General features: G+C 68.5%; 16 protein-coding genes. All 16 read right to left on the bottom strand.

Translation table 11 applies throughout. The features are described from left to right. The gene (gene fabZ, locus TSB10P1A_RS11035; protein WP_186387975.1) at window positions 1-465 is read right to left on the bottom strand and encodes a 3-hydroxyacyl-ACP dehydratase FabZ; all 465 of its coding nucleotides are present in this window, start codon (window positions 463-465) and stop codon (window positions 1-3) included. Window positions 466-502: 37 nt separating this feature from the next. Then, window positions 503-1,561 carry a UDP-3-O-(3-hydroxymyristoyl)glucosamine N-acyltransferase gene (lpxD, locus tag TSB10P1A_RS11030; RefSeq protein ID WP_186387974.1) on the bottom strand — a complete coding sequence of 353 codons (1,059 nt, stop codon included), beginning with the start codon at window positions 1,559-1,561 and terminating at the stop codon, window positions 503-505. A gap of 83 nt (window positions 1,562-1,644) precedes the next feature. After that, entirely contained in the window at window positions 1,645-4,011 is a 2,367-nt protein-coding gene (bamA, locus tag TSB10P1A_RS11025) for an outer membrane protein assembly factor BamA (protein WP_186387973.1), read from the bottom strand. A 193-nt stretch (window positions 4,012-4,204) separates the two neighbouring features. Next, window positions 4,205-5,341 carry an RIP metalloprotease RseP gene (rseP, locus tag TSB10P1A_RS11020; protein ID WP_186387972.1) on the bottom strand — a complete coding sequence of 379 codons (1,137 nt, stop codon included), beginning with the start codon at window positions 5,339-5,341 and terminating at the stop codon, window positions 4,205-4,207. 73 nt (window positions 5,342-5,414) lie between these two features. Next, the gene (gene dxr, locus TSB10P1A_RS11015) at window positions 5,415-6,623 is read right to left on the bottom strand and encodes a 1-deoxy-D-xylulose-5-phosphate reductoisomerase (RefSeq protein ID WP_208987080.1); all 1,209 of its coding nucleotides are present in this window, start codon (window positions 6,621-6,623) and stop codon (window positions 5,415-5,417) included. Between the two features lie 25 nt (window positions 6,624-6,648). Beyond that, window positions 6,649-7,512: a phosphatidate cytidylyltransferase gene (locus TSB10P1A_RS11010; RefSeq protein WP_186387971.1), complete on the bottom strand. Its 864-nt coding sequence runs from the start codon at window positions 7,510-7,512 to the stop codon at window positions 6,649-6,651. Further along, window positions 7,509-8,279, bottom strand: a complete 771-nt coding sequence (locus TSB10P1A_RS11005) for an isoprenyl transferase (protein WP_186387970.1) — start codon at window positions 8,277-8,279, stop codon at window positions 7,509-7,511. The genes TSB10P1A_RS11010 and TSB10P1A_RS11005 overlap by 4 nt, the downstream gene beginning before the upstream one ends. 41 nt (window positions 8,280-8,320) lie before the next feature. Then, window positions 8,321-8,884 (bottom strand): ribosome recycling factor, encoded by a 564-nt coding sequence (gene frr / locus TSB10P1A_RS11000; protein WP_186387969.1) that lies wholly within the window; start codon window positions 8,882-8,884, stop codon window positions 8,321-8,323. A 140-nt stretch (window positions 8,885-9,024) separates the two neighbouring features. After that, window positions 9,025-9,744, bottom strand: a complete 720-nt coding sequence (gene pyrH, locus TSB10P1A_RS10995; protein WP_186387968.1) for a UMP kinase — start codon at window positions 9,742-9,744, stop codon at window positions 9,025-9,027. 120 nt (window positions 9,745-9,864) lie between these two features. Then, the gene (gene tsf, locus TSB10P1A_RS10990) at window positions 9,865-10,788 is read right to left on the bottom strand and encodes a translation elongation factor Ts (RefSeq protein ID WP_186387967.1); all 924 of its coding nucleotides are present in this window, start codon (window positions 10,786-10,788) and stop codon (window positions 9,865-9,867) included. A gap of 156 nt (window positions 10,789-10,944) precedes the next feature. Beyond that, window positions 10,945-11,742: a 30S ribosomal protein S2 gene (gene rpsB, locus TSB10P1A_RS10985; protein WP_186387966.1), complete on the bottom strand. Its 798-nt coding sequence runs from the start codon at window positions 11,740-11,742 to the stop codon at window positions 10,945-10,947. Window positions 11,743-12,892: 1,150 nt separating this feature from the next. Further along, on the bottom strand, window positions 12,893-16,333 hold the full coding sequence (gene dnaE / locus TSB10P1A_RS10980) for a DNA polymerase III subunit alpha (RefSeq protein ID WP_186387965.1): 3,441 nt from the start codon (window positions 16,331-16,333) through the stop codon (window positions 12,893-12,895). 1,460 nt (window positions 16,334-17,793) lie between these two features. After that, window positions 17,794-19,566 carry a tetratricopeptide repeat protein gene (locus tag TSB10P1A_RS10975; protein WP_244293077.1) on the bottom strand — a complete coding sequence of 591 codons (1,773 nt, stop codon included), beginning with the start codon at window positions 19,564-19,566 and terminating at the stop codon, window positions 17,794-17,796. A gap of 516 nt (window positions 19,567-20,082) precedes the next feature. After that, window positions 20,083-20,808 (bottom strand): ABC transporter ATP-binding protein, encoded by a 726-nt coding sequence (locus TSB10P1A_RS10970; RefSeq protein ID WP_186387964.1) that lies wholly within the window; start codon window positions 20,806-20,808, stop codon window positions 20,083-20,085. 2 nt (window positions 20,809-20,810) lie between these two features. Beyond that, window positions 20,811-22,109 carry a lipoprotein-releasing ABC transporter permease subunit gene (locus TSB10P1A_RS10965; RefSeq protein ID WP_208987075.1) on the bottom strand — a complete coding sequence of 433 codons (1,299 nt, stop codon included), beginning with the start codon at window positions 22,107-22,109 and terminating at the stop codon, window positions 20,811-20,813. A 90-nt stretch (window positions 22,110-22,199) separates the two neighbouring features. After that, on the bottom strand, window positions 22,200-23,528 hold the full coding sequence (gene proS, locus TSB10P1A_RS10960; RefSeq protein ID WP_186387963.1) for a proline--tRNA ligase: 1,329 nt from the start codon (window positions 23,526-23,528) through the stop codon (window positions 22,200-22,202). Window positions 23,529-23,652 lie beyond the last annotated feature (124 nt).

Raw genomic sequence — 23,652 nt, 5'->3', positions numbered from 1 at the left:
TCAGTGGTCGACCAGCATGGCGCTGATCTCGGCCTCGGCGACCTTGACGCCGTCGACCGTCGCAATGCCCTCGAACTTCCAGATGTTGGTGCGGTTGCGGATCTTGGTCATCCGGTAGCGAAGCTGGTCGCCCGGCAGCACCGGCTTGCGGAACTTCACCTTGTCGATGGTCATGAAATAGACCAGCTTCGGCGTGTTCGAGGGCCCGCGCGAATGCACGCAGAGCGCGCCGGCGGTCTGCGCCATGCCCTCGATGATCAGCACGCCCGGCATCACCGGCTGGTTCGGGAAATGCCCGAGGAAATGCGGCTCGTTGGCGGTCACGTTCTTGATGCCGACGGCGGAATTGTCCCCGTCCATCTCGACGATCCGGTCGACCATCAGGAAGGGATAGCGGTGGGGCAGCAGCTCCAGGATCCGCATGATATCGGCGCTTGCCAGTTCTTTTGTTTCGCCTTCGCTCATTCGTCCGTCCCCAGGCAATTCTTTCTGTCCAAAGTCTTCAGCCCTTGTCCCGCGCCGGCGCGCCGCCCCGCTCGGCAAGCCGCGCCAGCGTCATCATCTCGCGGAACCAGACCTTTACCGGCTTGGCCGGCACGCCGCCATAGCGCGCCCCGGCCGGCACATCGTCCTCGACCACGCTGACGGCGGCGATCTGCGCGCCCATGCCGATGGTGACATGGCCGCGCACGCCGGTCTGCCCGCCGATCGCCACATAGTCCTCCAGCGTCGCGCTGCCGGAAATGCCGACCTGCGAGACGATGACGCAATGGCGGCCGATCACCACGTTGTGGCCGATCTGGACCTGATTGTCGATCTTCGTTCCCTCGCCGACGATGGTGTCGCGATTGGCGCCGCGATCCACCGTGGTGTTGGCGCCGATCTCGACGTCGTTCTGGATGATGACGCGGCCGATCTGCGGCACCTTGAGGTGGCCGCCCGGCCCCATCGCGAAGCCGAAGCCGTCCTGTCCCGTGCACACGCCCGGATGCAGGATCACCCGGTCGCCGAGCAGCGTGTGCTGCAGCACCGCATTGGCGCCGATGCTGCAGTCGCGGCCGATGCGCACGCCGGCGCCGATCACCGCATTCGCCTGCACGCGGGTGCCCGAGCCGATCTCGGCCCCCGGCCCCACCACCGCGCCGGCCTCGACGGTGACGCCGTCTTCGAGCCGCGCAGAAGCGTCGATGCGCGCATGCGGCGAGACGCCGGCCCCCGTGCCGTCGAGCGCGACGGGACGCATGGCAGCGGGATAGAGGCGCGCGAGCAGCAGGCCCCAGGCCTTGTAGGGCTGGTCGGCAACCAGCGGCACGACGCCGTCCGGCACCTTGTCCGCATGTTTACGCGCGACGATGCAGGCGGCAGCCACGGTCTGCGCCAGCATCGGCAGATATTTGGGATTGTCGAAGAAGACGATGTCGCCGGCCGAGGCATCCTCAAGCGGCGCGACGCCGGACACCCACACCTCCCCGCCGCCGCGCGGCAGGTCGCCCGCCACCCATTCGGCCACTTTCGCAAGGTCCACGGGCTCGAACGGCGCAAAGAAACTGGGATCGCTCATCGTCTTTCCAATGCTTGGGTCCCACAATGAATCCGGCCGCCGAATGTCGGCGGCCGGCTTTCAACACGAGACCGTCGGCGCGATCAGAAGCGCGTGCCGCCGCCGATGCGGAAGAACTGCGTCCGGTCGCCCGTTTCCTTGATGATCGGCCAGGCGAAGTCCGCCCGGATCGGACCGAAGGGCGAGGCCCACTTGATGCCGAAACCGGCCGACACGCGCGGCGCGAAGCCGTTGGACTGAACCGTGGCTACCGGACCCGGGCCGCAGCCGGCCGCGACGCAGTCGATGATCGCCCGGTCGGCATCCCACAGGGCGCCGAAATCGGTGAACACGGCGCCCGACAGGCCGAGCTCGCGCGGCAGGCCGAGGATCGGGAACTCGGCTTCCGCGTTGGCATGGACATACCAGCGGCCGCCCAGCGAGTTGCCGGTGACGGAGTCGCGCGGGCCGATGCCCTGCATCTCGAAGCCGCGCAGCCAGGTGTCGCTGTGCTGGAACTGCTCGGACGAGCGCAGGTCCTTGCCGAGGCCGTTGAGATAGCCACCGCCGGTGCGCAGGATGCCGATCACGCCCCACTCGGGCAGGATCTCCTTGTAGGCGCGGGCATCGATGGTGGTCGACAGGTAGCGGCTGTCGCCGCCGACGCCGGCGAAGTCCTGCGCGAAGGCGACGTAGAAGCCGTCGCGCGGATCGCGCTTGCTGTCGCGGGTGTCATAGACCAGCGAGTAGCCGATCGACGAGGTCAGGTTGCGGCCGAGCGAGGACTGCAGACCGCCGGACAGCGGCGCTTTCGTCACTTGATCCCAGGTCAGGTTCTCGTCGAAGACGCGGTAGATCAGGTTCAGCCGCAGCTCGTCGTCGCGCAGCGGCAGACCGAAGGCGACAGAGCCGCCGGTGGTCTTGCTGTCATAGGCGCGATAGTCGTTCTGCTTGTAGTCGCGGCGATAGACGTCGAGCGACAGCGAGATGCGCCGGCCGAGGAAATACGGCTCGGTGAAGGCGAACTCGTAGGAACGAGTGGAGGAGCCGGCGCCGACCTTGGCGCGCACGAACTGGCCGCGGCCGAGGAAGTTGCGCTCCTGCAGCGTGATGTCGCCGATGACGCCGTCCGAGGTGGAATAGCCGACGCCGAAGCCGATCTCGCCGGTCGCCTGCTCCTCGACATCGACATTGACGACGATGCGGTCCGGCGAGCTGCCGCGCGAGGTGGAAATGCGCACGTCCTTGAAGAACTGCAGATCCTTCAGCCGGCGCTCGGCCTTGTCGAGCAGCACGCGGTTGAAGGCATCGCCCTCGGCGAGGTCGAACTCGCGGCGGATGACATATTCGCGGGTCCGATCGTTGCCGCGGATGTTGATCCGCTCGATATAGACGCGCGGCCCTTCCTCGACGAAATAGGTCAGCGAGATCTTGCGGTTCTCGTAGTCGCGGGTGGCGCGCGGACGGATCTGCGCGAAGGCGTAGCCCTGGCGCGAGACGTCGAGGGTCATGTCCTCGAGCGTCTTCTCGACCTCGAGCGAGGAATAGGTGCGCCCTTCCGAGGTGCGGATCTTGCGGCGCAGGCCGTCCGGATCGACATCGCTCAGCGTGGTCTGCAGGTCGATCTCGCCATAGGTATACTGCTCGCCCTCTTCCACCGTGAAGGTGACGTAGAAGACGTTCTCCTCGCGGTCGAGGTCGGCGACCGCCGAGATGATGCGGAAGTCCGCATAGCCATGGCGATAGTAGAACTGGCGCAGCATCTCCTGATCCGCGTCCAGACGGTCGGGATCGAAGGAGTCGGTGGTGCGCAGGAAGCTCAGCAGCCCGCTTTCGCGGGTGCGGATCACGTCGCGCAGGCGGCCGTCGCTGAACTTGCTGTTGCCGATGAAGGTGATGCGCTCGATGCCGGTGCGGTCGCCCTCGTTGATCTCGAAGACGAGGTCGACGCGGTTGTTGGAGCGGCTGATGATCTTGGGCTCGACGGTCGCGCGGTAGCGACCGGAGCGCCGATAGGCCTCCAGCACGTTCTGGACGTCGGACTGCACCTTGGCGCGGGTCAGCATCGACCGCTCCTCGGTCCGCACCACGCCGCTCAGCGTCTTGTCGTCGAGACGGCGATTGCCCTCGAAGGAGATGCGGTTGACCATCGGGTTCTCGGTCACCGTCACCACCAGCGAGCCGCCCTGCTGGTTGATCGACACGTCCTCGAACAGGCCGGTCGCGTAGAGCGTCTTCAGCGACTCGTCGATCTCCGCCGGCCCGAAGGCGCGGCCGGGCCGGATCGTCAGGTAGCTCTCGACGGTCGAGGCCTCGATACGGGTGTTGCCGCGAACGACGATCCGGTTGACCACCGCCGCGGCGGCTTCATCGACCCCGAGGCCGGCAAAGTTCCATGGCAGGATCGGGGCCACACCGCTCATCACGGCCGCCACCAGGATCGTTCTGGTCAGGTTCTGCACACGCTGCATAAGGACGCTTCGCCTTCGCTTTTCCGCCAAGCCCTTGATATGTCGCCGGAGGCGACAGGCAAGGCGGTCGAGATTCTCTATATCCGTCAGTCGTTTTACAGGCTTTTGGACCGGACGCAACCGCCCAGAGTCCGCAAATCCCGTTTCCCGCCGGATCGTTGCACCTGCGACACGCTCCCGTATCTGTCCCCGCCTAGAGGGAACTGAGATGGAGCACGTCGTTCCATGTCGCGAACACCATCAGGAACAGCACGATCGCGATGCCGATGCGGAAACCGTATTCCTGCGCCCGCTCGCTGAGCGGCTTTCCGCGCAGCGCCTCGGCCGCGTAGAACAGCAGATGGCCGCCGTCGAGCATGGGGATCGGCAGGAGATTGAGCAGGCCGATGCTGACCGACAGCACCGCCGTCAGATTGAGCAGCGCGGCGAAGCCGAGCGTCGCCACCTGCCCGGAAATCTGCGCGACGCGGATCGGCCCGCCGAGCTGGTCGGCGGATTCGCGCCCCGTGACGATGCCGGCGAGATAGCCGGCGGTGCGCGTCACCACGAACCAGGTCTCGCGGCTGCCCTCGACGACGGCCTCCACCGGGCCGAAGCGGCGCACCACCACATCCTCCTGGCTGGCGCTGCGGCTGACGCCGAGCAGGCCGATCGACTGGACATTGCCGAAACGGTCGGTGATCTCGCGCCGCTGCGGCGTCACCTCGACGGTGACCTGCTGGCCGCCGCGATCCACCAGCATGGTGAGCTGCTCGCCGGCGCTGACGCTGACGATCCGCTGCATCTCGGCGAAGGTCTGGATCGGCTGCCCGTCGATGGCCAGGACCAGGTCGCCCTCGGCAAGGCCGGCCTCCTGCGCGGCGCTGTCCGGCTGGACGGCATCGACGCGCGGCGAGATTTCCGGCCGGCCGAACAGGCCGAACAGCAGGGCGAAAATGGCGATGGCGAGAAGGAAATTGGCGATCGGACCGGCGGCGACGATGGCCGCGCGGCGCGACACCGGCTTGGTCTGGAAGGCGCCGGCGCGCTCTTCCGCGCTCATGCGGCCAAGCGCCTCCCGGTCGGGCACGCTCGCCTCGTTCTCATCGCCCGCGAACTTGACATAGCCGCCGAGCGGGATGACCGAGAGCTTCCAGCGGGTGCCGTGCCGGTCGGTGCGGCCGAACAGTTCCGGGCCGAAGCCGACCGAGAACGCCTGCACCCGCACCCCGCACCAGCGCGCCACCAGAAAGTGGCCGAGCTCGTGGAAGAACACCACCACGGTCAGCACGAACAGGAACGGCAGCGCGTAGCCCGCGAAAGACCCGAACAGCGATCCGATCAGTTCCATGTCATCTCCTTGCCGGGTCGGCAGTGTCGTCCCTGCGTATTAACAACCCGTTCCCGGCCACCATCCATGACGGCTAGCCGACCCTTGCCGCAATCGCCTCGAGCGCCCGGCCGCGGGCGATTCCGTCGATCCCAAGTACGTCGTCGACGCAGCCCGGCTCGGCCAGATCGCCGGCGGCCGCCATCCGCTCCAGCACGGTCTCGGCCGTCGCCGCGATATCGAGGAACCCGATCCCGCGATCCAGGAAGGCCCTGACGGCGATTTCGTCGGCGGCGTTGAGAGCGGCCGTCGCGGCCGTCCCCGCGACCATCGCCTCGCGGGCGATGCGCAGGGCCGGAAACCGCAGCGGATCCGGCGCCTCGAAGCTGAGCGTTGCCAATGCGGCAAGATCAAGGCGCTGCGCCGGCGTCGCCATGCGGCGCGGCCAGGCGAGACAATGGGCGATGGGCGTGCGCATGTCCGGCGCGCCGAGCTGGGCGAGCAGCGAGCCGTCGCGATACTGCACCATGCCATGCACCACGGACTGCGGATGCACCAGGACCTCGAGCTGCTCCGGCCCGAGCGGAAACAGGTGCGACGCCTCGATGATCTCGAAGCCCTTGTTCATCATCGTGGCGCTGTCGATGGAAATGCGCGCGCCCATGCTCCAGTTGGGATGGCGCAGCGCCGCCTCCGGCGTGACGCCGCGCATCGCCTCCAGCGACAGGGTGCGGAACGGCCCGCCGGAGGCGGTCAGCGTCAGCTTCTCGACCTGGTCGAGATTGCCGCGCTCCAGCACCTGGAACACGGCATTGTGCTCGGAATCGACCGGCAGGATGGTGGCGCAGGCCCCGCGCGCGACCGCCATGAACAGATCGCCGGCGCAGACCAGGCACTCCTTGTTGGCAAGGGCGATGGTGGTGCCGCGCGCCGCCGCCGCGATCGTCGGCTCCAGCCCCGCCGCCCCGACAATGGCCGCGATCACCATGTCGGCCGGCCGCGCCGCCGCCTCGCGCACCGCCTGCGGCCCGGCCGCCGCGGTGATGCCGCTGCCGGCGAGTGCGTCCTTCAGCCGCTGATAGGCGGCGGGATCGGCAACCACCGCATGCTCGGCGCCGACCGCGATGGCGGCGCGCGCCAGGTCCTCGGCCCGGTCGTTGGCGGTGAGCGCGACGACATGGAAGCGCTCGCGATTGCGGGCCACCAGATCGAGCGTCGAGCCGCCGATGGAGCCGGTCGCGCCGAGCACGGTGAGGCGCAGGGGCGGCAAACCCGCCTGCGGCCCGGCCCCGGTCGTCGCGATGCTGTCCGCGCCTGTCTTCAAGACATCAATACCCCTGCAGCGCGATCACCGCGCCGACCGGATCGGCCAGCGAGCCGGCAACCGCCGCCGCCACCAGATAGCCGAGCACCCCGGCCCCGGTCAGGCCGTCGACCCGGTCCATCACCCCGCCGTGGCCGGGAATGATATGGCCGGAATCCTTCACGCCGAAATGCCGCTTCAGGGCGGATTCCAAGAGGTCGCCGGCCTGCGAGAACACCGAAAGGATGCCGGCCGAGACGATCCACAGCGCCGCCGGCGCCCGCCCGACCAGCGCCGCCGTCACCGCCCCGACCACGAGGGCGGCAGCAAGCCCGCCAAGCGCGCCGCTCCAGGTCTTCTTCGGCGACACCCGCACCCACAGTTTCGGCCCGCCGATCCGCCGTCCGGCGAAATAGGCGGCGATATCGGTCGACCATACGACGGCGAACAGGAAGAGGATCATGATCACCCCGTCCGTGCCGAGCCGGAAGGCGATCAGCACGACGCCGGTCAGCCCGGCATAGAGAACGCCGGTCCCCATCCAGCCGATCGCAGCGATCCCCGACACCTGCCCCCAGACCCAGAGCAGCGCGGCGACCGCAAAGGCAAGGCCGACGGCAAGCGGCACCAGGCCGAGCGCCGCCGCCAGCAGCATGGCGCCGGTGCCGAGCGCTGCCAGCGCAACGGCCACGCGCCGCCGGGTGGCGCCGACGATCACCGTCCATTCCTGCAGGAGGATCGCCGAACACAGCGCCGCGCCGGCGGCAAAGGCCCAGCCGCCGAACCAGGTGACCGCCAGCACCGCCGGGGCCAGCAGCAGGGCCGAGACGACCCGCAGCTTCAATTCCGTCGGCCTGGGCCTGCCTCCCCCCGCGGCCCCCTCGCTCATCTGGCGACTTTCGCCGAGAGGCCGCCGAACCGGCGGTCGCGGGCGGAATAGGCCTCGATCGCGCGGTCGAAGGCCGCCTCGTCGAAGTCCGGCCAGTGCAGGTCGGGAAAGTAGAACTCGCTATAGGCGGACTGCCACAGCAGGAAGTTGGAGAGCCGCTGCTCGCCGCTGGTGCGGATGACGAGATCGGGATCCGGCAGATCCGCCGTGTCGAGCCGCGCGGCGATCGCCGCCTCGTCGATGGCCTGCGGCGCGATACGGCCGGCAGCGACGTCCTCGGCAAGGCCGCGCATGGCGCGCACCATCTCGTTGCGGGCGCCGTAATTGAAGGCGACGACGAGGACCATGCCGGTGTTGTCGCGGGTCAGCGCCTCGCCCTCCTCGATCAGCGACAGGATCGAGGGCTCCAGACCGCTGCGCTCGCCGATCATCCGCACCCGCACGTTCTGGCGGTGGATCTCGGCAAGGTCGCGCCGCACGAAGCGCTCCAGCAGCGACATCAGGAAGCCGACCTCGGCCGCCGGACGGCTCCAGTTCTCCGAGGAGAAGGAAAAGATCGTCAGCACCTCGACGCCGCGCGCGGCGGCGTGGCGGACGATGCGCCGCACCGCCGAAACGCCGGCCCGATGGCCCTCGGTGCGCGGCAGGCCGCGCGCCAGCGCCCAGCGACCGTTGCCGTCCATGATGACGGCGATATGCCGAGGCACCCCGCTCCGCCCCCCAGGCTCGGCCGGGGCGGCCATGTCCAGGCCCGCCGTCACCGTCATGTCATGCTCCCCGCCTCTTCGATCGGGCCGCGATCTTCGGATCAGATCTGGGAGATTTCTTGTTCCTTCTTGGCCAGCATCGAGTCGATCTCGGCGATCATCTCGTCGGTCATCTTCTGCACCTTGTCGGCGTGGACGCGGCTGTCGTCCTCGCTGATCGCGCCGTCCTTCTCCAGCTTCTTCAGCGTGTCCATGCCGTCGCGGCGCACATGGCGCACGGCGACCTTGGACTGTTCGGCGTATTTGTGGGCGATCTTGATGAGATCCTTGCGGCGCTCCTCGTTGAGCTCCGGGATCGGCAGGCGCAGCGTCGTGCCATCGACCACCGGATTGAGGCCGAGATTGGATTCGCGGATGGCGCGCTCCACGGCGCCGACCATCGACTTGTCCCAGACCTGCACGGAGATCATGCGCGGCTCCGGCACGCTCACCGTCGCCACCTGGTTGATCGGCATTTCGGAGCCGTAGGCGTTCACCGTGATCGGATCCATCATGCTGGACGAGGCGCGGCCGGTGCGAAGGCCGGCGAGATCCGTCTTCAGCACGCCAAGCGCGCCGCTCATCCGCCGCTCGAGGTCGCCAAAATCGATACCCTGGTCCGCCATCTTGTCCTCACTTATTGAAGCGGCGCCCCGGAAGGATCCTCAGGGCGCGAAACCGTCGCGTCTTATTTCCATGACGGTGGCCGCAAAGGCAAGGCCTTACAGCCGCTTTTGCAGGGACGCCGCGCCGTCCGGCGGCTCTCCTAGTCGGAGATCACCGTATAGCGGCCGGAGCCGTTCATCACCTCGACCAGGGCGCCGGGGGTGCGAATCGAGAAGACGATGACCGGAATGGCATTGTCGCGCGCCAGCGCGATGGCGGTCGCGTCCATCACCTTGAGGTCGCGGCCCAGCACCTCGCCGGGGGTGAGCGTGTCGTAGCGCTCGGCATCCGGCACTTTCTTCGGGTCGGCCGAATAGACGCCGTCGACGCTGGTGCCCTTCAGGAAGGCATCGCAGCGCATCTCCGCCGCGCGCAGGGCCGCGCCGCTGTCGGTGGTGAAGAACGGATTGCCCGTGCCGCCGGCAAAGACGATGACGTCGCCATCCTCCATGTAGCGCTCGGCGCCGCGCTGGGTGAAGGTCTCGCAGATCGAGGGCACCGGCACGGCGGACAGGACGCGCGCGGGAACGCCGAGGCGCCGCAGTGCGTCGGCCAGCGTCAGCGAGTTCATCACCGTCGCCAGCATGCCCATGTGGTCGCCGGTGACCCGGTTGCCGCCCTTGGCGGCGATGGCGACGCCGCGGAAGATGTTGCCGCCGCCGACGACGACGCCGACCTGGGCGCCGAGCGACACCGCCTCGGCGATTTCCTTCGCCACCCGGCCGACCGTCTCAGGATCGATGCCGAAGTCCTGCGAGCCCATCAGCGCCTCGCCCGAAAGCTTGACCAGCACGCGCCGCCAGCGGAGTTTTCCCGTCATTGTTCGTCTCGCCGTGATCTGGGCAGTGTGTCTTGACTGCACACGAAAACGCAAGCCGATCGGACGGACCGGCTTGCGCGCATAGAGGAAGGGCGCCGGAATGACCGGCGCCCCTTGAACTTAGCTGCCGACGGCCGCCGCGACTTCCGCGGCGAAATCGGTCTCTTCTTTCTCGATGCCCTCGCCGAGCGCATAGCGCACGAAGCCGACCAGCTTCACCGGCTTGCCCAGCTCCTTGGCGCAGGCCTCGACGGCCTGCTCGACGGTCTTGTCCGGATCGATCACGAAGGCCTGCTTCACGAGGGTGACTTCCTCGTAGAACTTGCGCAGACGGCCCTCGACCATCTTCTCGATGATGTTCTCCGGCTTGCCCGATTCGCGCGCCTGCTCGGCGAAGATCTGGCGCTCGCGCTCCACGACCTCCGGATCGAGATCCTCGACGCTCAGCGACAGCGGATTGGTCGCCGCCACATGCATCGCGATCTTGCGGCCGAAGGCGTTGAGTTCGGCGGCATCGGCCTCGGACTGAAGCGCCACCAGCACGCCGATCTTGCCGAGGCTGTCGGCGATCGCGCTGTGGACATAGGTGGCGACGACGCCGGCCGGCACCGACAGCACGGCGACGCGGCGCAGCGACATGTTCTCGCCGATGGTCGCGATGGCGTCCTTGATCGAATCGGACACGGACTTGGACGAGCCCGGGAAAGCCGCGTTGCCGAGCGCCTCGACATCGCCGCCGACCGCCAGCGCCGCCTTGGCGGTGCCGGAAACCAGCGCCTGGAACGCATCGTTGCGGGCGACGAAATCGGTCTCGGAATTCAGCTCGACGACGGCGGCCTTGCTGCCCTCGGCGGCGACGCCGACCAGGCCTTCGGCGGCAACGCGCCCGGCCTTCTTGGCGGCCTTGGCCAGGCCCTTGGTCCGCAGCCAGTCGATGGCCGCTTCCATGTCGCCGTTGGTCTCGGTGAGGGCTGCCTTGCAGTCCATCATGCCCGCGCCGGTCTTTTCGCGGAGCTCCTTCACCATCGCAGCGGAAATGCTCATAGATTGCCTCGTTGACGGGTTGTCACCCCGGCACCTGTAGCCGAGGCCATGCTTAAGAATGATGACAGATGCCGCCGAAAGGGCGGCAGCCGGCGGGACGGCCCCGCCGGGCACCGTGACGGCCGGCGGTCAATCGCCGCCGGCGCGCAACCTCTGTCAGGCCTGGGCTTCCTCGACCGCCTCGGCGGGCGCGGCGGCCTCGACAGCCTCGAGGACCGGCTCGACCGGAGCTTCCTCGGCGGCGCCGACATCAATGCCCATGCCACCCTGGGCGCGGGAGATGCCGTCGATGGCAGCGCGCGCGATCAGGTCGCAATAGAGGGTGATGGCGCGGCCGGCGTCGTCATTGCCCGGAACCGGGAAGTCGATGCCGTCCGGATCGCAGTTGCTGTCGATGATCGCGGCGACCGGAATGCCGAGGCGCTTGGCCTCCTGGATGGCAATGGCCTCGCGGTTGGTATCGATGACGAACAGGAGGTCCGGCAGGCCGCCCATATCCTTGATGCCGCCCAGGTTCCGCTCGAGCTTCTCGCGCTCGCGGTCCATGAACAGCCGCTCCTTCTTGGTCAGGCCGCTCGGGTTGCCGAGGGTCTCCTCAAGCTTGCGCAGGCGCTGGATCGACTGGGAGATGGTCTTCCAGTTGGTCAGCATGCCGCCGAGCCAGCGGGCGTTGACATGGTACTGGGCCGAGCGGCGGGCAGCGTCGGCGACCGACTCCTGCGCCTGACGCTTGGTGCCGACCAGCAGCACGCGGCCGCCGGCGGCAACCGTGTCGGACACGGTCTTCAGCGCCTGGTGCAGCAAGGGCACGGTCTGGGCGAGATCCAGGATGTGGATGTTGTTGCGCACGCCGAAAATGTAGTTCCCCATCTTGGGGTTCCAGCGGTGCTTCTGGTGGCCGAAGTGGACACCGGCTTCCAAAAGCTGGCGCATCGTGAAATCGGGCAGGGCCATGGCCTTGCAACTCCTTGATTTTCCGGTTGTACCTCCGCAGGGTGTGACAGTGCTCACGCACCGACACCGGATGGACCCCGTCCGTGACGAAAACCGACCCTGCGTGTGGAATGCGCGCCTTATACTGGCCCGCGCGCCGCAACACAAGCCCCGCCGGCCGGCCTTTTGCCTCGCCTGCGGCGGGAAGATGCGGTTGCGGGAGGCTGTTGCCCTGTTCCGGAGGCGGGTGAGTCGCGCCGGGTGGGGTCGGGAGAGGATGGGTGGGCGTGACCCTTTCTCAGGCGTCATCCCGGCCGCAGGCGAAGCCGGAGCGCCGGGATCCATTGGCAACCCCGGCAGGCAGGAGGCGGTCGGGGAGCCCCCTCCCGGCTGTGGACCGACGATGGCTCCCTCCCCTCCTCGGCGTCTTCCCGGGCAAGGCGCAGCCGCGACCCGGGACCGGCGAGCCACGACGGTCGTGGCATTTTTCCGGAGCGCACCTCATACGCCCTCGGCTCGCCGATCCCGCATCTCCGCTGCGCTTCGTGCGGGATGACGAAGGAGGGGCTTGCGTGCGGGATGACGCGGGGAGGAGTTGACGGGCTCCCGCAACCGCTCTGGCAGCCAATGGGCACCGGGTCGCGGCTGCGCCTTGCCCGGTGTGACGGCGGTGGGTGGGATGACGGCAGGGGACACTGTAGGGCCGCCCCCGAGGGTGGGGCGAGGTGGCGCCTCCCTCTCAGGAGTCAATCCCGGCCGCGCGTCAGCGCAGAGCCGGGATCCATTGGCAACCCCGGCAGGCATGAGGCGGGCGGGGAGCCCCCTCCCGGCTGTGGACCGACGATGGCTCCCTCCCCTCCTCGGCGTCTTCCCGGACGGCGCGTGAGCGCCGAGCCGGGACCGGGGAGGCACGCCGGTCGTGGTGTTGTTCGGGAGCGCCTCCGACAGGCTCTCGGCTCGCCGATCCCGCATCTCCGCTGCGCTGCGTGCGGGATGACGAAGGAGGGGCTTGCGTGCGGGATGACGCGAGGAGGAGTTGACGGATCCCGCCGCCGCTCTGGCAGCCAATAGTCCCCGACTCTCCGGCTTCGCCTGCGGCCGGGGTAACCTCGGAGGGGGGGCAAGGCCGTGCCACCCTCTCGGAGGTCGGCCCGCCCCCTGCCCGGCCGGATCACGCCAGTTGCACCTCGACGACGCCGGGAAGCGTCTTGACCGCGCCGGCCATCTGCGGCGTCAGGCGGTAGCCGCCGGGCAGCTTCACCTCGACCTCGCGGTTGCCGTCGCCGCACAGCACCACGACGCTGACCTCGCCGTCGCCGCGCTCGCCCAGATGCCGCGACAGGCGGTGAACCGCCTGCTCGCTGCGCAGGAACACGGTGAGGCTCTTCTGCACCCGCGAGGCCTCCTCCTCCAGCGGCCGCACCGACTGGATGCGCAGGCTCGGCTCGTCGTCGCGCATGTCCGCCCCGACCAGGAGCACCACCGAGGTGCCCGGCTCCAGCGCGTCGCGGAACTGGGCCAGCGCCTCGGAAAACAGCAGCGCCTCGAACTGGCCGGTGGGATCGGACAGGCGGACGATGCCCATGCGGTTGCCCGAGCGGGTCTTGCGCTCCTGGCGCGACAGCACCGTGCCGGCGAGCCGGCCGGCGGAGGCGCCCTGCTTCACCGCCTGCGAGAACTCGCTCCACATCTGCACCCGCATGCGCTCCAGCAGCGGCCGGTAGGCATCGAGCGGATGGGCGGAGAGATAGAAGCCGATGGCCGCCTGCTCGCGCTGCAACTGCTCCTCCGGCAGCCAGGCCTGCGCGTCGGGCAGATAGACCTCCTCGCCCTCCTCGCCGCCGCCGAACATGTCGTTCTGGCCGCTGGTCTTTTCCTCGTCGGTCCGCTGGGCGACGCCGATGATGCGGTCGAGGCCGGCGATCAGCCGCGCCCGGCTGGGCTCCAGCTCGTCGAAGGCCCCGGCATTGACGAGGCTTTCCAGCGTCCGCTTGTTGAGCTGGCGGGCATTCACCCGCGAGGAGAAATTGCCGAGGCTGGTGAAGGGACGCTCCTCGCGCACGGTGATGATGTGCTCCATCACGCCTTCGCCGACGCCCTTGATCGCGCCCATGGCATAGCGGATCTGCCCGCCCTCGACGGTGAAATGCACGCCGGAGCGGTTGATCGAGGGCGGCAGCACCTTGATTCCCATGCGCCTGGCCTCGACGCAGAAGTCGCTGAGCTTGTCGGTGTTGCCGAGATCGAGCGTCATCGAAGCGGCCATGAACTCGACCGGGTGGTTCGCCTTCAGCCAGGCGGTCTGATAGGAGACCAGCGCATAGGCGGCGGCATGCGACTTGTTGAAGCCGTAATTGGCGAACTTGGCGACCAGGTCGAAGATCGTGCCGGCCTGGCCCTTGTCGACGCCGCGCTCGACCGCGCCCTCGACGAAGCGGGCCCGCTGCACCTCCATCTCCGCGGCGATCTTCTTGCCCATGGCGCGGCGCAACAGGTCGGCTTCGCCGAGCGAGTAGCCAGAGAGCACCTGGGCGATCTGCATCACCTGCTCCTGGTAGACGATGATGCCGTTCGTCTCCTTGAGGATCGGCTCGAGCAGCGGATGCAGATAGTCGGGCTCCTGCTCGCCATGCTTGACCGCGTTGTAGACCGGGATGTTGTCCATCGGGCCGGGACGGTACAGCGCCACCAGCGCGATGATGTCCTCGAACCGGTCCGGCTTCATGCCGGCGATGGCCCGGCGCATGCCCTGGCTTTCCAACTGGAACACGCCGACCGTCTCGCCGGCCGCCAGCAAGCGGTAGGTCGCCGGATCGTCCATCGGCAGGCCCGCCATGTCGACGGTGATGCCCTTGTCGGCGATGAGCTTCACCGCCGTGTCGATCACCGTCAGCGTCTTGAGGCCGAGGAAGTCGAACTTCACAAGACCGGCCTGCTCGACCCACTTCATGTTGAACTGGGCGACCGGCATGTCGGAGCGCGGGTCGCGGTAGAGCGGCACGAGCTGCTCCAGCGGCCGGTCGCCGATGACGACGCCGGCGGCATGGGTCGAGGCGTGGCGGTAGAGCCCCTCCAGCTTCTGCGCCATGGCGAGCAGCCGCGCCACCGTCTCCTCCTCGCGCTGCGCCTCCTGCAGGCGCGGCTCGTCGCGGATCGCCTGCTCCAGCGTCACCGGCTGGCCGGGCACCGCCGGCACCATCTTCGACAGCCGGTCGACCTGGCCATAGGGCATCTGCAGCACGCGGCCGACATCGCGCAGCACGGCGCGGGCCTGCAGCGTGCCGAAGGTGATGATCTGCGCCACCTGCTCGCGCCCGTATTTGCGCTGCACGTAGCGGATCACCTCTTCGCGCCGGTTCTGGCAGAAGTCGATGTCGAAGTCCGGCATCGACACGCGCTCGGGGTTCAGAAACCGCTCGAACAGAAGCGCATAACGCATTGGATCAAGGTCAGTAATGGTCAACGACCACGCGACCAGCGAACCGGCGCCCGAGCCACGGCCCGGCCCGACCGGAATGTCCTGCGCCTTCGCCCACTTGATGAAGTCGGCGACGATCAGGAAGTAGCCGGGAAAGCGCATGCGCTCGATGACGCCGAGCTCGTAGTCGAGCCGGTCCCAGTAGTCCTGCTCGCCGACGCCGTCGGCAAGCCCATGCGCCTCCAGCCGGCTGGCAAGGCCCTCGCGCGCCTGCCGGCGCAGCTCCTCGACCTCGGCGACGAAGGCGGCCTCCGGATCGACCGAGGCGGCGGCGAATTGCGGCAGGATTGGCGAGCGCTTCATCGGCCGGGCGTGACAGCGCCGGGCGATCTCGACGGTATTGGCGGTCGCCTCCGGCAGATCCGCAAAGAGATCAAGCATTTCCGCGCGGGTCTTGAAGCGGTGCTCGGGCGTCAGGCGGCGGCGGTCGTCCTCGGCGATCACCCGCCCCTCGGCAATCGCGATCAGCGCGTCATGCGCCTCGTAATCGTCGGCGGACGCGAAGAACGGCTCGTTGGTGGCAACCAGCGGCAGGCCGAGATCATAGGCGAGCGCGAGGGTCTCGGCCTCGCTGGCGATCTCCTCGGCCATGTCGTGGCGCTGCAGCTCGACATAGAGACGGTCGCCGAACGCCGCGGCCAGCCGCGTCAGCCGCGCCCGCGCCTTGTCGGGCTCGCCCGCGACCAGCGCCTGGCCGATGGGCCCGAGCACACCGCCGGTGAGCAGGATGACGCCGGCCGAGCGCTCCTCCAGCCGGGTGATCGGCACATGCGCGCGCATCGAGGGGTCGGTGTCGAGATAGGCGCGGCTGACCACGTCCATCAGGTTGCCATAGCCCTCGTCGGTCGCCGCGAGCAGCACCACGTCGCCGAGATGCTCGCTGCCCCGCCCCTTGCGCACGCCGCCATCGCCGAAATCGACGGCAAGCTGCACGCCGGTGATCGGCTGGATGCCGACGCCCCAGGCCTTGTCGGAGAATTCCAGCGCGCCGAAGAGATTGGCCGTGTCGGTGATGGCGAGCGCCGGCTGGCCGTCGGCGCTGGCGAGCCCGACAAGCTTGCCGATCGGCAGCGCGCCCTCCAGCAGCGAATAGGCCGAATGCACCCTGAGATGGACGAAGCCCGGATCGCTCATCGTCTGCCCTGTCGCTCCTGCCGGTGTTGGGGGCCGGGCCGCCCGCGCGGAAGGCTCAAGCCTCGCGCAGGATCGGGTCGGGCCGCCGGTGAGCCGGCAGTGTTCCGCGTCCGCCGGTCAATGTCGACCCGCCCTGCCCGCCGATCCCCAGATATGGGCGCATCCTGCACAGAAGACTGGCGCGCGCCGCGCCGGCGGGTCGCCGCGCCGGCGGGAGACGCCGCGCGTCAGGAGGTCAGCAGCTCGGCGATGGCGCTGCTCCACAGCAGCATGGTGGTGCCGAACAGGGTCAGCGCCGCCAGCGCGGCCAGATCCTGAAAGTGATCGTGAAATTCGTCGAACATGGGTCCCTCCCTTGCTCAGATCCTCTCGATAATCCAAGTATGTTCATGTTTTGTTCTTTTTGCAACCCCCGTCATTCTGACGGCACGCCCCATGGTTAGCGCAGGGTTAAACCGGGGGCAGCGCAAGGTCGGGAGCGAAGGCGCAGAGGAGCACCGGCGGGCATGAGGCGGGATGCCTTTGCCTGGCGTCGTCCCGGACGAGGCCGAAGGCCGAAGATCCGGGAACCATTGGCACCCTCGACAGGTGTTTGTCGCTCCAGCCTTTCCTCGGCGTCTTCCCGGACGGCGCGTGAGCGCCGAGCCGGGACCGGGGAGCCACGGCGGTGTTGTTCTGGAGCGTTTCCGACAGGCCCTCGGCTCGCCGATCCCGGATCTCCGGCTTCGACTCCGTCCGGGAGGACGAAGGAGAGGCTGCGTCCGGGAGGACGAAAGAGAGGGCGGAGCGCGGGAGGACGCGGGGAGAGGTGAGTGCCGGATGCAACCGGGGTAGGCGCGGGAGAGGCTCGGCCGGCGCGTCCTCGCAACCGCTCTGGAAACCAATAGCCCCCGGATCTCGCGATGCTCGTCCGGGGTGACCTCGGAGGGTTGGGCAAGGCCGTGCCACTCTCTCAGGCTGTCGTCCCGGACGAGGCCGAAGGCCGAAGATCCGGGAACCACTGGCACCCTCGGCGGGTGTTTGTCGCTCCAGCCTTTCCTCGGCGTCTTCCCGGACGGCGCGCGAGCGCCGAGCCGGGACCGGGGAGCCACGGCGGTGTTGTTCTGGAGCGTTTCCGACAGGCCCTCGGCTCGCCGATCCCGGATCTGCGGCTTCGGCTCCGTCCGGGAGGACGAAGGAGAGGCTGCGTCCGGGAGGACGAAAGAGAGGGCGTAGCGCGGGAGGACGCGGGGAGAGGTGAGCGCGAGAGGCAACCGGCATAGGCGCGCGAGAGGCTCGGCCAGCGCGTCCTCGCAACCGCTCTGGAAACCAATAGCCCCCGGATCTCGCGATGCTCGTCCGGGGTGACCTCGGAGGGTTGGGCAAGGCCGTGCCACTCTCTCGAGGGTCGTCCCGGACGAGGCCGAAGGCCGAAGATCCGGGAACCATTGGCACCCTCGGCGGGTGTTTCGTCGTCGGCCTCAAGGCTCCCTTTGCCGCTCGTCCAGCAGTGTTTGGGCGATAGCAAGGTTTTGCGTCGTTCCGTCGTGATAATACGGCGCGGTCTCGGGGGTGAATTCCTCCAGCGCCAGCCGGTAGGCCTCGACCGCTTCCTCCAGCCGCTCGGTGCCGGCCTCGCGCGTGCCCAAGACTTGCAGCGCGTTGCCGAGATTGTTCTGCGTCGCGGCCCAGTCGAGCGGCGCGCGCTTGCGCGTCCGCTCCTCCAGCGCCAGCCGAAAGGCCGCGACCGCCTCCTCCAGCCGCGACGTGCCGGCCTCGCGCCTGCCCAACTCGGCAAGTGCGGCGCCGAGATTGTTCTGCATCATCGCCCATTGGAGCGGCACGCGCTCTCGCGTCCATTCCTCCAGCGCCAGCCGGTAGGCAGTGGCCGCCTGCTCCAGCCGCGCCGGGTCACCCTCGCGCGTGCCCAACTCTTGCAGCGCGTTGCCGAGATTGTTCTGCGTCATCGCCCAGTCGAGCGGCACGCGCTCCCGCGTCCGCTCCTCCAGCGCCAGCCGGAAGGCCTCGACCGCCTGTTCCAGCCGCGACGTGCCGGCCTCGCGCGTGCCCAACACGGCAAGGGCGATCGCGACCCCGAGATCGAGATTGAGCTCCTTGTCGCGGCCGCGTTCGTACCAGTCGTCCTGGACGGCGCGCAGATGATCGAACAGGCTCGCGCCCTCGGGACGCTCGATCTCCGCCTTGCGGACAAGGCGGGCGGCGGCGCTGTCGGCATCGCGGCGCAGCAGATCCTGTTCGATGGCAGCGTCGAGCAGGCGCAGGCTGCGGGCGCGGGACTCCTGCCGGCGCTCCTCCAGACGGCGGGCTTCCTCCGCTTCCCTGGCGAGAGCGGCGTCGATTTCGGCCGTCGCCTCGTCATAAGCGCCGGTGGCGGCGAGCGTCGCGACGCGGGCCAGCACCTCGTCGACAAAGGCGCCGAGATTGGAGCCCTGCCGCCCTTCCTGCTGGACGCGAATGGCGATCTCGACGGCGTTTTCCAGCTCGCGGAAGGCCTGTTGCGGGTCGGAAACGTCGGCGGAGACGCGGCGGGCCAGTTCGATCAAGGCTGCGTCGGTGATGCCGCTGGCAAGGGCGGTCGCGGCCTTGTCGCCCATGGCGGCGAGCAGGGCCTTGATGTGGTTCAACTGCTCGTCCTGCGCGCGCTGGCCGGCGAGCAGCTTTTCCGTGTTGCCCTCGATCCGGCCGGTGCGCTCCAGGAGTTCGCGCCACAGCGACGGGCGCAGGTCGTCGATGAACTCGGCATCGGCGAGCAGACGCGCGCAGGCGCGTTCGATCGCCTGAAGCAGAAAGCGGCGGGCAAGCTGATTGGCCGGGTCCTTCGCGCCCTTGTCCTTGTAGATGTGGGGTCGGGCCGCTTCGGCACGCTCCAGCACCAGCACCGCGATCCCGTCTGGCTGCAGGTTCCTGCCGACGAGATCGGCTGGCGCCGGCATCGCCTGCGGCAGCACGTCGATGAAGGAGGCCTTCGCATGAGCGAGGTCGCCCATGTCGGTTTGGGAGGATCGAGGCACCCAGGCCGCCATCTCGGCCTCGACCTCAAGGGCCGTGCGCTCGATAACGCGCTCAAGATCGCGGCGACGGGCGCTCGACAGCGCGCCGAACCATGCGCCGCCGGCAAAGATCGCCTCGACCGCGCCGGGAGGAACAGGGAGCAGGTTAATGGCTCCGCCCGTCGCGATGAGACAGCCGGCGGCCATCTTCACCGCTTCGCGGATCGCGGATGTTTCCCCCAATGCAGCCCCCAACTCTCATCCCCTGCCCGCCATCCTAGCAAGGCGGGAGGCAATCACAAGCGGGATGCAACCGAGGTAGGCGCGCGAGAGGCTCGGCCAGCGCGTCCTCGCCGCCGCTCTGGCAACCAATGGACACCGGGTCGCGGCTGCGCCTTGCCCGGTGTGACGGCAGAGAGGATGCAAGGCCGTGCCACCCTCTCGAGGGTCGTCCCGGACGAGGCCGAAGGCCGAAGATCCGGGAACCAGAGGTGCCCTCAGCGGGTGTTTGTCGCTCCGGCCTCTCCTCGGCGTCCTCCCGGACGGCGCGCGAGCGCCGAGCCGGGACCGGGGAGCCGAGAGCCTGTCGGCGGCGTTGTCGGGTGTACCCGTAGACGCCCTGGCTCGCCGATCCCGGATCTGCGGCCTTCGGCCTCGTCCGGGAGGACGAAGGAGAGGTGCGTCCGGGGGGACGAAAGAGACGCTGTGTCTGGGAGGAGGAGCGAAGACGCCGCGCCCTGCCGAGCCCCCGTGGCAGCATCAGAGCTCGATGATCTGCTGGTCGCGCAGGGTGATGCGGCGGTCCATGCGGCCCGCCAGCTCCATGTTGTGGGTGGCGATCAGCGCGGCAAGGCCGGAGGCCCGCACCAGCGCCACCAGCGCGTCGAACACATAGCTGGAAGTGCCGGGATCGAGATTGCCGGTCGGCTCGTCGGCCAGCAGGATGCGCGGCGCATTGGCGACGGCGCGGGCAATCGCCACGCGCTGCTGCTCGCCGCCCGACAGTTCCGAGGGGCGGTGGCTCGCCCGGTTGCCGAGGCGCATATAGTCGAGCAACTGGCTCGCCCGCTCCTCCGCCTCGCGCTTGTCGAGGCCGCGAATGAGCTGCGGGATCACCAGGTTCTCAAGGGCGGTGAACTCGGGCAGCAGATGGTGGAACTGATAGACGAAGCCGAGTTCGGTGCGGCGGATGCGCGTGCGGTCGGCATCGTCCATGCTGCCGCAGGCGAGCCCCCCGACATAGACCTCGCCGCTGTCGGGGCGCTCCAGCAGCCCGGCAATGTGCAGCAGGGTCGACTTGCCGGCCCCGGACGGGGCGACCAGCGCCACGAGTTCGCCCGGATGCAGCGCCAGATTGGCATCGACCAGAATGTCGAGACGGCCCTCGCCCTCGCGAAAGCCGCGATTGATGCCGGCAAGCACCAGGGGCAGGTTCTCCAGCCCTTCGAGATGCGGCGGCGGCTGCTGCTGTTGTTTCCGGGCCATGGTCATTCGTATCTGAGCGCCTCGACCGGATCGAGCCTGGCCGCCCGCCAGGCGGGATAGACCGTTGCCAGCAGCGACAGCACCATCGCCATCGCCACGACGGTGATGGTCTCGCCGGTGTCCATGTCGGCCGGCAGGCGGCTGAGGAAATAGAGCTCCGGCGAGAACAGCTCGGTGCTGGTCAGCCAGGAAATGCCCTGGCGGATGCTCTCGACATTGAGGCAGACGACGAAGCCGAGGGCAAAGCCGGCCAGCGTGCCGACGATGCCGATGCTGGCGCCGGTGATCAGGAACACGCGCAGGATGGTGCCGCGCGTCGCGCCCATCGTCCGCAGGATGGCGATGTCGCGGCCCTTGTCCTTCACCAGCATGGTCATGCCGGAAATGATGTTGAGCGCCGCCACCAGCACGATCAGCGTGAGAATCAGGAACATCACGTTGCGCTCGACCTCGAGCGCGGAGAAGAAGGTCATGTTGCGCGCCCGCCAGTCGCTGACGAAGGCGGGCCGCCCGGCCCCCTCCTCGATGGCGGTGCGCATGGGGCCGACCCTGTCCGGATCGGTGGTGAAGACCTCGATGCCGGTGACGATGCCCTCCTGGTTGAAGAAGAGCTGCGCCTCGTCCAGCGGCATGAAGGCGATGGTACCGTCATATTCCGACATGCCGATCTCGAAGATCGCCCGCACCGGATAGCCCTTGACCCGGGGCGTGACGCCGAGCGCGGTGACATTGCCGCGCGGCACGACGAGGGTGACCATGTCGCCGACGGTGACGCCGAGCTGGCGGGCCATGCGCGTGCCGATGGCCAGTCCCTCGCTCTCGTCGAAGCCCTCCAGCGTGCCGACGCTGACCGTGCTGGCGACCAGCGGCAGGCGCACCAGATCGCTCTCGCGCACGCCGCGCACCAGGGCGCCGAACGCCCCCGAGGGACCGGAAATCAGCGCCTGCCCCTCGACGAAGGGCAGCGTGAAGGTGACCCCGGTCAGGTTCTCGATGCGCGCGGCGACGGCGTCGTAGTCGTCGAGCTCGCTGCCGATGGGCTGGACCAGCAGATGGCCGTTGATGCCGAGGATCTTGGTCAGCAGCTCGCCGCGAAAGCCGTTCATCACCGCCATGACGATGATCAGCGTGGCGACGCCCAGCATGATGCCGAGGAAGGAGAAGCCGGCGATGACGGAGATGAACGCCTCGCGGCGGCGCGAGCGCAGATAGCGCCCGGCCAGCATCCACTCGAACCGGGCGAAGGCCGGCGTGTCGGACGACTTCGCCGGTCTTGTCCCTGGCTTTGCGGCTGCGCTCATTCCAATACCCCGTGCCGATCGTTTCCCTGCGCCACTCGCCCCTGCGCCACTCGTCCCTCCGCCGCTCCGTTCCCGGTCAGCCGGACCGCCTCAGGATGCCAGTTCGCCGATCAGACGCGTGACAGCCTCTTGTGGCGAAACCGTGCTGCGCTCGCCGCTCGCCCGGTGCTTGAGCTCCACGACCCCCTCCTTGAGGCCGCGCGGACCGACGATAAGCTGCCACGGCAGGCCGATCAGGTCCATTGTCGCGAACTTGGCGCCCGCCCGCGTGTCGACGTCATCCACAAGCACCTCGACCCCGGCGGCCGCGAGCTGGCGCTCCAGGTCGGCGCAGGCCGCATCCGCGTCCGCATCGCCAGGCTTCAGGTTGATAAGGCCGACATGATACGGGGCGACCGAGGCCGGCCACTTGATTCCTGCCTCATCGTGATGCGCCTCGATGATCGCGCCGAGCAGTCGCGACACGCCGACGCCGTAGGAGCCCATGTGCACCGGCACCTCGACACCGTCCGGGCCGGCGACCTTCGCCCCCATCGGCTCGGAATACTTGGTGCCGAAATAGAAGATGTGGCCGACCTCGATGCCGCGCGCCGACATGCGCGCCTCCTCCGCGATCGCCTCGTAGGCGCTGGCGTCATGCATCTCGTCGGTCGCCGCGTAAGGCGTCGTCCAGGCGTCGATGACCGGGGTCAGGTCGGCGTCGAAATCGGTGTCCTCGCCCGGGATCGGCAGGTCGAGAATCGCCTTGTCGCAGAACACCTCGCTCTCGCCGGTGGAAGCGAGAATGATGAATTCGTGGCTCATGTCGCCGCCGATCGGGCCGGTGTCGGCGCGCATCGGGATCGCCTGCAGGCCCATGCGGGCGAAGGTGCGCAGATAGGCGACGAACATGCGGTTGTAGGCATGGCGCGCGCCTTCCTTGTCGAGGTCGAAGGAATAGGCGTCCTTCATCAGGAACTCGCGGCCGCGCATGATGCCGAAGCGCGGGCGCACCTCGTCGCGGAACTTCCATTGGATGTGGTAGAGGTTGAGCGGCAGGTCCTTGTAGGAGCGCACCGAGGCGCGGAAGATGTCGGTGATCATCTCCTCGTTGGTCGGCCCGTACAGCATCTCGCGCTCGTGCCGGTCGGCGATGCGCAGCATCTCCTTGCCATAGGCATCGTAGCGCCCGCTTTCGCGCCACAGGTCGGCCGGCTGGATCGTCGGCATCAGGAGTTCCTGGGCGCCGGCCCGGTTCTGCTCCTCGCGCACGATCTGCTCGATCTTGCGCAGCACCCGCAGGCCCATCGGCAGCCAGGCATAGATGCCGGCCGCCTCCTGACGGATCAGCCCCGCACGCAGCATCAGCCGGTGCGAGACGATTTCCGCCTCCTTCGGCGTTTCCTTGAGAATGGGGAGAAAGGTGCGGGACAGACGCATCGGCTGGCTTCTCGGACTTGCATGGCTGGCGGGAACGGCGCGCGAATTGCGACGCCTGAAGTTTGCGCAGTGAAAGCGCATGCGCCGGAAAAACACAAGTCCCGCCGGCGAGCGGGATGGCGCG

It is taken from the genome of Stappia sp. TSB10P1A (assembly GCF_900185725.1).
Lineage (GTDB): Bacteria > Pseudomonadota > Alphaproteobacteria > Rhizobiales > Stappiaceae > Stappia.
The sequence above is the reverse complement of the archived record's forward strand: the minus strand, read 5'-3'. Positions and strand labels throughout refer to the sequence as shown.

Bases quoted from the DNA above. Each gene is read 5' to 3' on its own strand.
- fabZ (WP_186387975.1), bottom strand. From the start codon at position 465: ATGAGCGAAGGCGAAACAAAAGAACTGGCAAGCGCCGATATCATGCGG.
- lpxD (WP_186387974.1), bottom strand. From the start codon at position 1,561: ATGAGCGATCCCAGTTTCTTTGCGCCGTTCGAGCCCGTGGACCTTGCG.
- bamA (WP_186387973.1), bottom strand. From the start codon at position 4,011: ATGCAGCGTGTGCAGAACCTGACCAGAACGATCCTGGTGGCGGCCGTG.
- rseP (WP_186387972.1), bottom strand. From the start codon at position 5,341: ATGGAACTGATCGGATCGCTGTTCGGGTCTTTCGCGGGCTACGCGCTG.
- TSB10P1A_RS11010 (WP_186387971.1), bottom strand. From the start codon at position 7,512: ATGAGCGAGGGGGCCGCGGGGGGAGGCAGGCCCAGGCCGACGGAATTG.
- TSB10P1A_RS11005 (WP_186387970.1), bottom strand. From the start codon at position 8,279: ATGACGGTGACGGCGGGCCTGGACATGGCCGCCCCGGCCGAGCCTGGG.
- frr (WP_186387969.1), bottom strand. From the start codon at position 8,884: ATGGCGGACCAGGGTATCGATTTTGGCGACCTCGAGCGGCGGATGAGC.
- pyrH (WP_186387968.1), bottom strand. From the start codon at position 9,744: ATGACGGGAAAACTCCGCTGGCGGCGCGTGCTGGTCAAGCTTTCGGGC.
- tsf (WP_186387967.1), bottom strand. From the start codon at position 10,788: ATGAGCATTTCCGCTGCGATGGTGAAGGAGCTCCGCGAAAAGACCGGC.
- rpsB (WP_186387966.1), bottom strand. From the start codon at position 11,742: ATGGCCCTGCCCGATTTCACGATGCGCCAGCTTTTGGAAGCCGGTGTC.
- dnaE (WP_186387965.1), bottom strand. From the start codon at position 16,333: ATGAGCGATCCGGGCTTCGTCCATCTCAGGGTGCATTCGGCCTATTCG.
- TSB10P1A_RS10970 (WP_186387964.1), bottom strand. From the start codon at position 20,808: ATGGCCCGGAAACAACAGCAGCAGCCGCCGCCGCATCTCGAAGGGCTG.
- TSB10P1A_RS10965 (WP_208987075.1), bottom strand. From the start codon at position 22,109: ATGAGCGCAGCCGCAAAGCCAGGGACAAGACCGGCGAAGTCGTCCGAC.
- proS (WP_186387963.1), bottom strand. From the start codon at position 23,528: ATGCGTCTGTCCCGCACCTTTCTCCCCATTCTCAAGGAAACGCCGAAG.